Source organism: Streptomyces sp. NRRL F-6492 (assembly GCF_001280125.1).
GTDB lineage: Bacteria > Actinomycetota > Actinomycetes > Streptomycetales > Streptomycetaceae > Streptomyces.
In genome coordinates this window covers 34,136-48,105 of record NZ_LGEG01000218.1, presented here as the reverse complement: position 1 = coordinate 48,105, position 13,970 = coordinate 34,136, and the positions used below count along the sequence as shown (strand labels likewise).

Below are 13,970 nucleotides of genomic sequence, written 5' to 3'. Positions count from 1 at the left end.
CCGTACGCCGATGCCGCGGGCCACTCGACCCTGATCCGCCGGACACCCCCTGGGGGGCCCGGATCTCGAAGGCGGAGCGCGCCTTCTCCAGCAGGTCGGCGGCGGCCTTCGCCGCGCCCTTCCCGTCGGGCACGTCCACCCCCGGGGTCACGCGCTCCTGCCGGGAGGTGACGACGACGAGGGTCTTGTACAGCCGCCTCGGGACGCCGTCCTCCTGACGGTTGCAGGCCTCGGTGACGACCGCCGCGTCACGGCCCTGCCGGGTGGTGGACTCGACGGTGGCGACGCCGGGGACGCCACCGGCCGGCGGAGAGGCCGGCTCGTGCTCCCTCTTCCACCGCTCGGCGATCGCCCGAGGGGTCTCGGTGGCCTTCTCCATCCGGTCCACGAGCAGCCACGCGTCGCCCCCGGGCGCGGTGCAACGGGTGCCCCGGTGGGCCCCGTTCTCGTTGTCCAGCCTGTCCTCGACGGCGATCGTCCAGTCGGCCGGGGCCGCGACGGACAGCCCCGTCCGGTACTCGTCGTACCCCTTCCAGCCCTCCGGCGGCCCGTCGCCCGTGAACCGGAGCACCAGGATGACGACCGGGGCCAGGACGACCACGGCGGCGGCTCCGGCGCCGTAACGGCCGCGGAGCAGTCGTACCGGCAGCGGGGCGGGCTGCCCGCCCGGCGCGCCGTCCACCACCACGGTGGGGGTACGCACCGGTGCGGGGCGGGCCGGGGGAGCGGCGAGGGCGTTCAGGAGGGGCCGCGCGGCCTGGACGGTGAGGCGGCTCTCGGGCTCCTTCCGCAGCAGGCCGGTGATCAGCGCCGTCATCTCCCTCTCGCCCTCCCCGTCCCGTGCCCCGCGCGGGTCGGTCCCCGAACGCCCGCGAGACGCGGGGGAGTTCCGCCGGTCGCTCACCGTGCTCCGACGACAGGCGCCCGCCGGTGGGCGATCGCCCCGTCCTGGAACGATTCGCCCCTCCACCCGGCGCGGTAGGGACCGGACGCCTGCGACGCGCGCGGTACACGCGCCCCGCGACCGGACGCCGGCGCCGGCGGGCCCGTACGGCGCGGGACTCGGGCCGCGCACGGACCGTACGGCTTCCGGGTCGTACAACCACCGCGGTATGCCGCTGGGTTGACGCCCGGGCGGTCACGGGTGGTTAGGCTGCGGCGATGAAGCCCCGTCCTCCCCGCGGCCCCCTCGCCAACGTCCTCATAGGCGTCGCGATGACGGGGCTGGCCCTGCTCCTCGGGCAGGACGCCACCGCCCAGGGCTGGCCGGCCCTCGACGCTCCGGCCTGCGCGCTCGTCGTCGTGGTCAACCTGCCCGCGGTGGTCCGGACGCGCTTCCCGGTCGCCGTGTTCCTCCTCGCGCAGAGCGGCTTCGCGGTCTACGTGTCCCTGGGGTACTGGCCCGTGGTCAACTCCCTGGCCACGCTCCTGGCGACCTACACCCTCGCCTCGGAGCGCCCGGCCCGGATCTCGGTGCCCGGCGCGGCGCTCACCGGCCTGACGTGGCTCGGCGCCGGTGTGCTCAACGAGGCGTACGGCTGGCACCGCGGTTCGCTGACGGCCGCCGCGGGCCAGGCGGTGGTCTTCCCCGCCGTGCTGTGGTGGTTCGGCGCGCTCTCGCGCAAGGCCACCGAACTCACCCGCGCGCTCGCCGCCGAGCAGGAGGAACGGGCCCTGCGGGAGGTCGCGTACGAGCGCGGCAGGATCGCCCGCGAGCTCCACGACGTGGTCGCCCACCACATGGCGGTGATCTCCGTGCAGTCGGGGCTCGCGCGCTTCGTCTTCGACAGCGACCCGGCGACCGCGCGCGCCGCCCTGGACACCATCGCCGACACGGGCACCGAGGCGCTCGACGAACTCCGCCGCATGCTCACGCTGTTGCGCGAGGGCACCGACCCGCGCGCGCCGGACCGCCCGATGCCCGGCCTCGCCCGCCTCGGCGAACTCGTGGCGCGGGTCGGGGCCGGAGGGACGCCCGTCGCGCTGACCGTCGAGGGGGTCCCCCGCCCGATCGGCTCCGGCGCCGACCTCTGCGCCTACCGCGTCGTCCAGGAGTCGCTCACCAACGTCCTCAAGCACGCGCCCGGAGCCGCGACCGAGGTCGTCGTCCGCTACGGGTCGCGGCACCTGGAGGTCGACGTCACCAACGAGGGCGGGCGGACGATTCCGGCCCACATGCCCGCGGGAACCGGCCACGGCTTGATCGGCATGCGGGAGCGGGCCAAGCTGTACGGCGGGCGGATCGACATCGGCCCGCGCGACGAAGGCGACGGGTTCGCCGTGCGACTGACCCTGCCCCTCACGGCACAGGCCGGCGCACCGCCCGCCACCGGCCGTCGCGGTGGCCCCGGCCCGGACGACCGGCTCCCGCCGGCGGTCCGGGAGGGCTGAGCCCGCCGACGCGACAGGAGGACCACCTCTCGTATGAGCCAGGTGATCAGGGTCCTGGTCGTCGACGACCAGTTCCTCATCCGCGCGGGCCTGGTCGGGCTCCTGAAGGCCGCCCCGGGCACGGAGGTGGTCGGAGAGGCCGTGGACGGCGAGGAGGCCGTGGCGCTCGCGGCGCGCCTCCGCCCCGACGTCGTCCTCATGGACATCCGGATGCCCGGCGGCAACGGGATCGACGCCACCGCCCGCATCCTCGCCGAGGCGACCGACCCGGCGCCCCGCGTCCTGATCCTCACCACCTTCGACCTGGACGAGTACGTGTACGGGGCGCTGCGCGTCGGCGCCTCCGGCTTCCTGCTCAAGGACTCCGGGCCCGAACGGCTCCTGGCGGCGGTGGCCGCCGTGGCCGGCGGCGACCACCTCTTCGCGCCGAGCGTCACCAGGCGCCTCGTCGAGGCGTTCGCCCACCGGGCCGCCCCCGCCGCCGAGGAGGCCGGCCGGGCCGGGGCACCCGGACTGGACGTGCTGACCGGCCGGGAGCGCGAGGTGCTCCGACTGACCGGCAGGGGCCTGTCGAACCGGCAGATCGCCGGGGACCTCCACATCAGCGAGGCCACCGTCAAGACCCACCTCAACCGCGCCATGGGAAAGCTCGGCCTGGCCAGCCGCGCGCAGGCGGTCGTCGTCGCCTACGAGAGCGGCCTCGTCGTACCGGGCCTCTGAACAGGAGGGCCGGGCCCTGCGCAGAGTTCGCTTTTCTATCTCCCATCCGCGTTGTTTCTAGAATGGGCGCGTGGAGGACATCGATGCGATCGCGGCGTTGCAGGATCCGGTACGCCGCCGCCTGTACGAGTACGTGGCGGCCCAGGGCCGCGAGGTCGGCCGCAACGAGGCCGCGGAGGCGGCCGGGGTGGCGCGCACGCTCGCCGCGCACCATCTGGACAGGCTGACCGAGGCCGGGCTGCTCGAAAGCGGCAGCCGCCGTCTGACGGGCCGCTCGGGGCCCGGGGCCGGGCGCCCCGCCAAGGTCTACACGCGGGCGCGGACCGAGCGGTCGGTGTCGCTGCCCGCGCGCGACTACCGCACCGCCGCCGAACTCCTGGCCGAGGCCGCCGAGGAGGCCGGCCTCGACACCGGACTGCACGCGGCCGCGCGCCGCCGGGGCGAGGCCCTGCGCGGTCCGGCGGCGCCCTGCGGAGACCTCGAAGAGGCCATGGGGGTGCTGGCCGCCCGGGGCTACGAGCCACATCTGGAAGAGCCGCATCCGGAAGAGGGGGAAGGCGCCGGAGGCCCTGAAGGGAGGGCGGGAGCGGACGGGCGCGTCGTCCGCATGCGCAACTGCCCCTTCCACGCCGTCGCCGAGCGCTTCCCGCCGCTCGTCTGCGGCATGAACCTCGCCCTGCTGGAAGGGCTGCTCGGCACGGACGGGCCGGTGCGCGCCCGCATGGACGCCCGGCCGGGGGAGTGCTGCGCCGTGGTCGAGAACTCTAAAAACAATGAACGTTGACATAGAAAAGCGGGCCGTGCTGAGATGAGGCCATGACCGCCTCCCCGCACGCCGTCCACCTCGCCCAGCTCAACGTCGCCACGCTCCTCCACCCCTTCGACGACCCGCGCGTGAAGCCGTTCGTCGACCTGCTCGACCCGGTCAACGCCGCCGCCGACGACGCGCCCGGCTTCGTCTGGCGGCTGGTGGAGGAGGGAGCGGCCGACGCCACCGGCCTGCGCCCGGCGGGCGAGGACGTCATCGTCAACCTGTCCGTGTGGGAGACCCAGGAGGCCCTGTGGGACTTCGCCTACCGCAGCGGACACCTGGAGGCGATGCGGCGGCGCCGCGAATGGTTCGCACGGCACGCCGAGGCGCACCTGGTGCTCTGGTGGGTCCCCGCCGGTCACCTCCCGACCGTCGGTGAGGCCCTGGAACGGCTGACGGACCTGCGCGCGCACGGGCCGTCCCCCCGCGCGTTCACCTTCGCCTCCTCCTCCACCGCCGCCGAGGCCGCCCGGCACCTCGGGGACGTGCCGTCGGCGACGTCACCGGCGACGGGCGGGCATCGACGACCCGGAGAGCCCCTCGAACGGCCGGTGCGTTCCCCGGACGTCCGTGCAGGTGTGCATCCCGGTCCGCAGGGCAGGCGGTCCTCCTGAGAGCGGGGAACGTCCGAGAACGGAGGAGTGAGCGACATGGCGGAGAACGTGTGGAGCTACGGCGAGGCGTTCGGCCACCTGGTGGGCACTGACCTGACCGGCTGGCGGGTCGAGGCGACCGACGGGCACATCGGAAAGGTCGACAAGCACTCCGACGAGGTCGACGACTCCTACCTGGTCGTCGACACCGGGGTGTGGATCTTCGGCAAGGAGGTGCTGATCCCGGCGAGCGCGGTCACCCGGATCGACCTGGAGGGGCAGGAGGTGCACCTCGGTCTGACCAAGGAGCAGATCAAGGACGCGCCGGAGTTCCACTCCGACAAGCACCTCGCCGACCGGCAGTACCGGGAGGAGATCGGCGTCTACTACCGGACGGGCGGCCCGTTCGGTGGCGGACTCCTCGGGGGCGGACCGCGCGCGGTCTGACCCCGGGCGCACAACGACGGGGCGGTCCCCGCGGTCGAGCGGCCGCGGGGACCGCCCCGTCCCGTGTCAGCCCTCCAGCTCCTTGTGGTCCGCCCGGCTCCTGGCGGCCGCCGAGTGCAGCGCCCGCAGGGCCAGCAGCAGCACGCCGACGTCGTCCAGGTAGACGGGGTCGGGGATCAGGTCGACCGGCGACACCGTGTACACCACGGCCGCCCAGAAGAGGGCCTTGGACTGCAACGGGACGCCGGCGTCGAGGAGCAGCCTGCGGGCCCGGAAGACACGAAAGAGCAGAACGGCCGCGTACCCCGCCACCACGAGCGCGAGGACCACGGCCACCACAATCCAGAGAGAACCGTCCATGGAGCTCTCCTACCCCCGTGTCTCCGCGTCGCACCGGTCGGGCACGTCTCGTCCGGCACGGCGTCCGCAGGACGGCGCGGACGGCGAAGGGGGCCCTCCCGCGCACGGGAAGGCCCCCTCGCGCACACCGGGTCAGGCGGCCCGGTACGCCGTCGTCAACCGCGCGACCGCGCCCGTCAGATCGCCCGAGATCAGCAGCCGGTCCGCCTCCGCGAACGGCTTGGCCGTCGCCGGGGTGACGTCCTGGCCGATCTTCTTCTGGACGACGTCCCGCGCCCGGGACAGCAGCTCCCGGCCCTCCGGCGACGTCCCGCGCCCGGCCGCCTGGAGCACCTTGGCCGCGATCCCGATCGCCTTGAGCGTCAGCTCGCCCCCGGCCTGCGGCACCGGCCGGGTCGTCAGCCCCCAGCCGAACGGGAACTGCGGGTCGTACGAGGCATCACCGACGTTGATCGGCAGCTGCGCCTCCGACTTCGGCCAGGTGGCCGGGAGCTGACCGGTGAACGGCCGCGTCCCGTACAGCACGTCCGCCACGCCGTCGCCCTCGGTGCCGGGCAGCCAGGACGCCACCAGGGCGTCGATCGCCCCGAGCCGGTCCCCGATCAGCTGCGGCCGCCCGGAGACGACCAGGACCGCGCACGGCATCGCCGCGCACACCTTGTCCACCGCGGCCTCGTCCGCCGCCGTCAGCTCCAGGTCGTGGCCGTTGCCCACGTCGCCGATGCCCTCGGCGTACGGCGTCTCGCCGACCACCACGACCCCGACGTCGTACCCCCCGGTCGCGGCCGAGGCGTCCTTCGAGTAGTCGATCGTCGTGCCCGGGGCCGCCTTGCGCATGCCTTCGAGGATCGTGGTGCCGGTCGTGTTCCGGCCGGACGAGCCCTGCCAGCTGATGGTCCAGCCGCCGGCCTGGTTGCCCAGGTCGTCGGCGTTGGAGCCGGCGACGTACACCTTCTGCGTCCTCTTCAGCGGCAGCACGCCGCCGTCGTTCTTCAGCAGCACCTGCGACGCGGCGACCGCCTCCCGCGCCACGGCGCGGTGCGCGGCCGAACCGACCGAGCCGAGGTGGGTGGTGTCGGCGTACGGCTTCTCGAACAGGCCGAGCCGGAACTTCTGGGTCAGGATCCGCGCGACCGCGTCGTCCACGCGCGCCCGGGAGACCCGCCCGGCGGTGACCTCCTCCGCCAGGATCCGGGTGAAGTCCTGGTAGTTGGTTGGCACCATGATCATGTCGAGGCCGGCGTTGACCGAGGTCCGCACGTCGCTCGCGTAGTCGCCGGGGATCTGGTCGATCGCCTGCCAGTCGCTGATCACGAAGCCCTCGAAGCCCATGCGGTCCTTGAGGACGCCGTTGATCATCTCGGCGTTGGCGTGCATCTTCACCGGGCCCTCGTCGTCACCGATGACGTCGAGCGAGGAGTACGAGGGCATGACCGTGCCCGCCCCGCGCTTCACCGCCTCGGCGAACGGCGCCAGGTGCACCGCCTCCAGCTCCTGCCGGGTCACCTTGGTGACGCCCTGGTCGATCGTGTACGAACCCGTCGTCGACGACCCGAACTCCGTACCGCCGTCGCCGACGAAGTGCTTGGCGCTGGTGAGCACCTTGTCGTTGCGGTGCAGGTCCGCGCCGCTGCTCGCGCCCTGCATGCCGTTGATGACCGTCTCCATGGCCTTCACCAGGGCCGGGTCCTCGCCGAACGCCTCGTACGAACGGCCCCAGCGCTCGTCCCGGGTGACGCACACGCAGGGTGCGAAGTCCCACGGGACGCCGGTGGCCCGGACCTCCTTGGCGGTGACCGCCCCGGTCCGCTCGGCGACCTTCGGGTCGCGTCCGGCGCCGATGCCGATGTTGTGCGGCATGATCGTCGCGCCGATGACGTTGTTGTGCCCGTGCACCGCGTCCACGCCGTATATCAGCGGGATCTGGAAGCGGGTGGCCTGCGCCCGGAGCTGGTAGGCGTCGACCATCTTCGCCCACGACTCGGGCGTGTTGGGCGTCGGCACCGAGCCGCCGCCGGAGAGCAGCGAGCCCAGCCGGTAGGAGGCGATGTCGCCCTGCGACCGCAGCGCGTTGCGCTCGGCCTGCGTCATCTGGCCGGCCTTCTCCTCCAGCGTCATCCGCCCGAGCAGGTCCGCGACCCGCTTCTTCACCGGCAGCCGCTTGTCGAGGTACGGAAGGCCGTGCGCGTCCACGACGACCTGCGGCACCTCGGTGGGCGCCTTGGCGCCGGTGACCTCCAGCGCGAGCGGGATCGTCTCGGCCTCCTCGGCCGAACCGTCCTTCCTCGTCGCCACGGTGACGGTGTGGGAGGTGCCGGACGGGGTGCCCGCGGGGAAGGTCAGGGTGCCGCTGACCGGCGCGTAGTCCCTGCCTGCTTCGGCGGTCCCCTTCCCGGTCGCGTACGCGACGGTGACGGGCTCGCCGACGGGGCCCGAGCCGGTGGTGGCCACCGTCACCTTCACCCGCGCGCTGCCGCCCTCGGCCACCGGGTACACGGCGGCGTCGGTGATCACCTTGGTGTTCAGCGCGGGCTCGGCCCTGCCGTACAGCTCCACCCCGTCGAGGGCGAACGTGCCGGGGGAGCCGGGCGGCAGGGTCAGGGCGTAGCCCCACATCTCGTTGAGCCCGAGGATCTGGTCGATGCCGCCGACGGGCTGGTAGTCGGCCCGGTACTGGAACTCGGAGAACGGGATCTCGACGAGGTGCCAGCCCTCCCAGTCGTCGGTGAAGGACGTGGTCCACAGCTCGGACGCCTCGCCGTTGGCGCCGCCGTCCTTGAGCTCGAAGTTGATCCGCTTGCCCGAACCGGGCGGCAGGGGAGCGGTGTTCTGGCCATACCACCAGAAGCGGACGCCCTTGAACGCGGTCCAGTCGTGGGCCGGCTCGTCGAAGGCGAAGTCGTGGGTGAACCCGCCCCAGCCGCTGATGTCGAACGTGCCCTCCAGGACCTTGGAGCCCTCGGGCGCGTCGGCGCGCTCGGAGAGCCGCAGCGCGGGGTGGTCGTCGGCGTCGCTGCCCCAGGTGAAGATGCCCTCCGCGGGCGGGTTGCCGAAGGGCACCTCCCCCTCGAACCGGTCGACGGCCACCGGCACGGGCTCGTCGGCGGCCGCGCTCGGCAGCGCCCCGGCGAGCAGACCGCCGAGCACGGCGCCGGCGGCGAGCACCGCCGTCGCGGTTCTGCCCCGGACACGGTTCCCGAAGCGGCTCTGGTGTCTGGTGCGTGGCATTGCGGCTCCTTCAGTACGGGATGCGGTGGTGCGGGCGGCGGACCGGGCGGAATCCTTCGATCACTTCACGAACACGGTCCGCGACGGTGGAAACCCCCTCGGACCCGGCGCCCGGGGCCCGGAGAACGGCGGTGTCGCCGTCCCTCCTCACGCGCGGAGTCGGCGATCGTGGCACACACGGGGGCCTCCGCGTCGAGGGACGACATCGCTGTCAGAACCCTTCTGGGAGCGCTCTCAGAGCGCTCTCAGAGTGGTGCGGCGAGTCAACCGCCAGCCCGTCACGTCGTCAAGAGTCAACACCGACAACGACTGAAACCCGCGTCGCTCCGGGCTGAGGCGCTCGTGGAGTTCTTCGTGTGTTCAAAGCCTGAACGCACGAAGGGCCTTGACGAGCCGTCCCCTCCGACAGGCGATCCACGCCCCCGGTCCGCCTCCGGTCCGCGGGTCCTCGTGGAGAGGAGCACCGACATGAGCATGGCGAGGCTCCGGTTAGGGTGCTGGTTCGACGACGAAGGGGGAACCGGCGCCATGACGTTTCCGCATCCACACGCGCAACCGCACCCGCCACCACATCCGCAGCAGTATCCGCACCCGTCCCCGTATCCGCCCCCGCACCCGTCCGCGTATCCGCCTCCGTATCCATCGGCGCATCCGCCCCCGCACCCGTCGGCGGCCCACTGCGAGGTCTGCGGGGCGCTGCCCGCGACCGCCGTGACCGTCCGCGCCCACCAGGGCATGGTCGTCATCATGCGCACGGTCACGCGGCGCGGAGTCCTCTGCCGCACGTGCGGACTCGCCGTCTACCGGCAGATGACCTCCGACACCCTGCTGACCGGCTGGTGGGGCCTCTTCTCCTTCTTCGTCACGCCCTTCGTGGTCCTGTCGAACGCCTTCGGCGCCCGGGCCGCCCTGCGCCGGCTGCCCGAGCCGTACGGCGCCGTACGGCCGCGGCTCCACCCCGGCAGGCGGGTCCTGCGCCGGGCCCCCGCGATGCTGATCCTCACCCCGGTCGCCCTCGTCGCCCTGGCGATCCCGGCCCTGCTGGTCGTGGGCCTGCTCTCGGGCGGTGGCGGCGGGTCCGTCGCGCTGTCGGCGGGCGACTGCGTGCGCAACGAAGCCGACTGGCCCGAGCAGCAGTTGCGGAAGATGGACTGCGGCTCCCCGCTGGCGGAGTACCGGGTGCTGGACGAGGCGTCCTGCGGGCCCGGCGACCACCTGCTGCACGCCGAGTACACGATCGGCGCACCCGGAAGGCCGGGATCCTGCGTCACGCCCCTCTGACGGACCGGCGCGAACGGCGTGAACGACGTGAAGGGGGAGTGCGTGGAGCAGGCTTCGTTCATCCGGTTCCAGGGAGTGGTGAGGCACCCGCGAGGGCACTTCCCGGGCGTCTTCGTGCTCGCCAACGAGCTGGCGGCGCAAGGCAGGCTGACCGAGGAGCAATACCGGTTCTGGAGGGCGGGCAACGACTGGTACGACGCCCGCTACACCAACCCGTCCCACGTGGATCCCGCCGTGTACGACCCCCGGGTGCATCCGGGCGCCGTGGCCTGGTTCAAAGCGTCCGCCCGTGACCTCGTCGAGCGCGTGGACGGCTATCTGGAACTCCTCGCGGCCCACGGCGTCGAGTGCCGCCGCCTGGAGACCTCGCACCCCGGCAGGATCATCTACGAGGACGAGGACCAGGTCGTGGTGGCGGCGGACGAGGAACGGGACGGCGGCTGAACCGCCGTCCCGGGCACGGCCGTCCGGACCGTCCGCGGCCCGGTGCCACCACCTCGGGCGGTGGCACCGGGCCGCGGCGGAGCGCTCACGCGGCCGGTGTCACCTGCCGTACCACGCGTTGCGGATCGTCAGAGTCGACGCGTTGCCCTGCCTGTCCGTGACCTCGGCGGCGAGGGAGACGCCGCCGCCCTTCGCCGGGCTCTTCACGGAGATCCGGCCGTTCCGGACCTCCACCGACCTCCAGGTCTTCCCGTCGTCGTAACTCACCGACACGGAGAGCGACTTGAGGTTCTTGCCGGCCGCCGAACCCTGCACGGTCACCGGGACCGGGACCGGAGCGCCCGCGGGAGCGCGCGAGGCGAGGTCGACGGGCGGTGCGAAGCGGACCGTGGACACCGGCAGGGCGGTGGTGGCCGCGACCTGCTTCGAGCGGAACGTGAAGCCGACGTCGATCCGGGTGGAGGCCGCGGCGACGTCCGCCGGGCGCTCCACGGAGGCCGTCAGCCGGTACTCGGCGTCGGCGGCGCCGACCGTGAAGGGCTGCGAGCCGCTCAGCGGGTCGTCGTTCTCGGCGACCTTGACGCCGTCGCGGTACAGCGCCGACGTGGCCGAGGTGTACCTCGTGCTCCCCGCGTGGCCCTCGCCGTCGGCGAGCAGCGGCAGGGCTCCGACGAGCAGCTGCTCGCCCGTGACCGGGTCGGGAGCGGTGCGGAAGACGCCCGTGTCCTTGCCCAGGAGCGGGCCGAGGACACCCGTGTTGAACGTCTCCCGGTACGTCCCGCCGGCCTCGTAACGCTTCGGCCGGACCATCTCGTAGGCGCCCTCGAAGGCCGGGTGGCCCCACTCGTCGGGCTCGCCCAGCTGGTTGAACCTGGTGAGCCACGTGGCCCCGTCGGCGGTGGAGACGTGGAGGGTGCGCGTGCCAGGCGCCGCCTGCGGCGCGGAGAACCCGTTGCCCTCCGGCGCGCCGGGAAGGTGGGCGTACGGGGAGGCGAGGGCGGACTTCCCGGGGGCGGAGGCGCCGAGGCCGACCGTGAGCGTGGCCAGTTCGTTCGCCTTCACGTGCTTGGTGTAGCCGGTCGCGATCCTGCTCGTCCTGCCGCCGAAGGCCACCGCGTACTGGCTGGTGGCGTTCTCGACGAAGTGGGCGTCCCAGGTCTGCAGGAGGGAGCCGTCGGTGACGGCCGGACCCGCGTGGGCGGTGCGGAAGCCGGCGAAGCCCCTGAGGACCCAGCCGCTGCCGACGCGACCGATGCCGGTGGCGCGCTCGTAGTACGTGCCCGCGTAGTCCGCCCCGTCGATGCCCGGCACGGTGAGGGTCACCGGCTTCGTGGTGCGCGCGTCGGCGACGACCGCGGTGTCGCCGGTGACGTCCAGCTTCGGCCGGGCGATCCAGTCGGTGCCCTTGGTGAAGTCCGAGGGGTCCTGGTAGACGGCCGTGTTGAACGTGTACGAGCCCTTGGGCACCCGGATCGTGTGGGCGCCCGGCTCGTCGTTGACGAAGGACTGGAAGCCCGCGGCGGGCCCGGCGACGCCGAGCAGGGTGCTGGAGAAGTTCCGGGCGTCGGCGCCGTCGCGCCCGACGACCCTGAACGTGAGGTCGTACGACTCCGCCTCCCGTACGGCCACCGCGGCCGTACGGACGGACCCGCCCGCGCCGGTGGCGGTGACGTGGGCCGAGTAGGCGCCGTCCGCCTCGCCGATCCTGGTGTCGGCGACGAGGTCGACCCCGGTCGTGCCGCCGGCGGGCACGGTCACCTTCGGGGAGCCGAGCGCGAAGAACCCGGCCGGGGCCGGCCCGCCCGCCGGGTCCAGGCCGGACACCGACAGGTCGAGGGTGACGTCCTCGGTCCCGAGGTTGCGGTAGACGACCTTCCTGGTGAGGGGCCGGTCGTCGGCGTGGGGCCACCGCGCCGTGCCGAAGTTCAGCGAGACCGGTTCGGCGATCACGCTCTGGTCCAGCGCCCTGTCGACCCGGATGCGGCCCGCACCCTGCTGGAAGGCGGTGAGGTCGCCGCCCTCGGCGGAGGCGGTCAGCGCGCCCTTGAGCTCGGCGGACTTCCAGCCGGGGTGCCGCTGCTTCAGGATCGCGGCCGCGCCCGCGACGTGCGGGGTCGCCATGGAGGTGCCGTCGAGCTCCAGGTACCCCGGAGCGGGGTGCGGGGTGCCGGGGCGGGTGTCCAGGACGCTGCCGGGGGCGGCGGCCGCCGTGACGGCGACGCCGGGAGCGGTCACGTCCGGCTTGACGGCGCCGTCGCCGACGCGCGGGCCGGTGCTGGAGAAGGGCGCCAGCCGGTCGTCCCCGTCGACCGCGCCGACGGTCAGCGCGGCGTCCGCGCTGCCCGGCGAGCCCACCGTCGACCCGCCGCTCTCGCCCTCGTTGCCCGCCGCGACGGCGAACAGGATGCCCTTCTCGGCGGACAGCCGGTCGACCGTCTCCTCCAGCGGGTCGACGCCGGGGCTGTCGGGGCCGCCGAGGCTGAGGTTGACCACGTCCGCGCCCTCGGCGGCGGCCCACTCCATGCCCGCGATGATCGCGGAGTCGTCCCCGTAGCCCTCGTCGTCGAGGACCTTCCCGCTGATCACCTCGGCGCCGGGGGCGACGCCCTTGAACCGGCCGCCCGACTTGGCGCCGGTACCGGCGGCGATCGACGCGACGTGCGTGCCGTGCCCGACGCGGTCCACGGCGTCGGGGGAGGCGGAGAAGTTCTTCTCGCCCACGACCCGCGTCCTCAGGTCGTCGTGGGTCTTGTCGACGCCGGTGTCGAGGACGGCGATCCTGACGCCCGTGCCGTCGTACCCGGACTCCCACGCCCGGTCGGCGCCGATCTGCCGGACGCCGCGGTCCAGGCTCGCGCCGCGCACCCCGTCCAGCCACACCTTGCCGATGCCGGACGCGGTGGCGCGCACGCCGTTCTTCCGCCGGTCGGTCAGCGCCTCCCACATCTCGGCCAGGTCGTCCCGGGAGGCGCGGACGGCGTCGGCGCCGATGGTCGGGAACGTGCGCCGCAGCCGGGTGTCACCGGCCGCGCGCACCTCGGCCCGCGCGGCGCCGGCGCCCCCCTCGTACCGCACGATCAGTTTGAGCCCGTCGCGGTGGCTCTCGCGCAGCCGCGGGTCGGTGAGCACGCCGAGGTCGAAGAGCCGCCGGTCCAGCCTGCCCGTGTCGATCAGGCGCTGCGCGTCGGCGGGCACCACCAGCGTGCGGTTCCCGGTGCGGCGTATCTGTACGGGTATGTGCTCGCGGCCCTCGGCGGACTCGAAGCCCACCATCCGGCCGTCGGCGTCCACCACCACGCGGTCGCCCGTGACGAGCGGGATCCGCTGGTCGCCGCCGACGCGGTTGATGTCCGGTGCGGCCGTCGCGTGCGCGGCGATCGCCGTCGCGGGGCCGGTCGTGCCTGCCGTCAGGACCATCGATGCGGCCGCTGCGACGGTGAAGGCGCCTGCTCTCTTCACATGTGCGCGCAAGTCTCCCCCAGGAGCTCGGGACGGAGTGGATCGGTCGTTTCCAGCCGGGGTCACAAGATCGCCCGCCGCTGGTCCGCGCAGTATGTGAGCTGGTGGAGGCGTGATCAACGCCGGTACGGGGGAGGGGAGTCGAGCCGCATGGTTTCAGGCCATGCCGGGATCGGCGAGTGCGATGGGGCGACGACGGCGGTGTGACGGCTCCGTGACGGCCGGGCGATGCTTGT

Annotated in this window: 10 protein-coding genes; 7 read left to right on the top strand and 3 right to left on the bottom strand. The window is 73.5% G+C overall.

What is annotated here, in order from left to right; translation table 11 throughout:
- Positions 1-1,161 precede the first annotated feature (1,161 nt).
- The 5 genes from ADL08_RS18865 (at position 1,162) to ADL08_RS18845 (ending at position 4,962) form a co-directional block, all read left to right on the top strand.
- Positions 1,162-2,391: a sensor histidine kinase gene (locus ADL08_RS18865; protein ID WP_063885316.1), complete on the top strand. Its 1,230-nt coding sequence runs from the start codon at positions 1,162-1,164 to the stop codon at positions 2,389-2,391.
- Positions 2,392-2,424: 33 nt separating this feature from the next.
- The gene (locus tag ADL08_RS18860) at positions 2,425-3,111 is read left to right on the top strand and encodes a response regulator transcription factor (protein WP_053644436.1); all 687 of its coding nucleotides are present in this window, start codon (positions 2,425-2,427) and stop codon (positions 3,109-3,111) included.
- Positions 3,112-3,181: 70 nt separating this feature from the next.
- Positions 3,182-3,895 (top strand): helix-turn-helix transcriptional regulator, encoded by a 714-nt coding sequence (locus ADL08_RS18855; RefSeq protein ID WP_053644434.1) that lies wholly within the window; start codon positions 3,182-3,184, stop codon positions 3,893-3,895.
- 32 nt (positions 3,896-3,927) lie between these two features.
- The gene (locus tag ADL08_RS18850) at positions 3,928-4,536 is read left to right on the top strand and encodes a DUF3291 domain-containing protein (RefSeq protein ID WP_078968269.1); all 609 of its coding nucleotides are present in this window, start codon (positions 3,928-3,930) and stop codon (positions 4,534-4,536) included.
- Positions 4,537-4,572: 36 nt separating this feature from the next.
- Positions 4,573-4,962 (top strand): hypothetical protein, encoded by a 390-nt coding sequence (locus tag ADL08_RS18845; RefSeq protein ID WP_053644432.1) that lies wholly within the window; start codon positions 4,573-4,575, stop codon positions 4,960-4,962.
- Between the two features lie 66 nt (positions 4,963-5,028).
- Here ADL08_RS18845 and ADL08_RS18840 read toward each other — a convergent pair whose 3' ends face one another.
- The gene (locus tag ADL08_RS18840) at positions 5,029-5,322 is read right to left on the bottom strand and encodes a YkvA family protein (RefSeq protein ID WP_053644430.1); all 294 of its coding nucleotides are present in this window, start codon (positions 5,320-5,322) and stop codon (positions 5,029-5,031) included.
- Positions 5,323-5,454: 132 nt separating this feature from the next.
- Positions 5,455-8,550 (bottom strand): glycoside hydrolase family 3 N-terminal domain-containing protein, encoded by a 3,096-nt coding sequence (locus ADL08_RS18835; RefSeq protein ID WP_053644427.1) that lies wholly within the window; start codon positions 8,548-8,550, stop codon positions 5,455-5,457.
- A 747-nt stretch (positions 8,551-9,297) separates the two neighbouring features.
- Here ADL08_RS18835 and ADL08_RS18830 point away from each other — a divergent pair.
- Positions 9,298-9,831, top strand: coding sequence for an LppU/SCO3897 family protein (locus tag ADL08_RS18830; protein WP_234352187.1), 534 nt, complete (start codon positions 9,298-9,300; stop codon positions 9,829-9,831).
- A gap of 42 nt (positions 9,832-9,873) precedes the next feature.
- Complete coding sequence (locus ADL08_RS18825) at positions 9,874-10,275, top strand: hypothetical protein (RefSeq protein ID WP_053644485.1); 402 nt, start codon at positions 9,874-9,876, stop codon at positions 10,273-10,275.
- Between the two features lie 99 nt (positions 10,276-10,374).
- Here ADL08_RS18825 and ADL08_RS18820 read toward each other — a convergent pair whose 3' ends face one another.
- Positions 10,375-13,692 (bottom strand): S8 family peptidase, encoded by a 3,318-nt coding sequence (locus tag ADL08_RS18820; protein ID WP_234352190.1) that lies wholly within the window; start codon positions 13,690-13,692, stop codon positions 10,375-10,377.
- Positions 13,693-13,970: the final 278 nt, after the last annotated feature.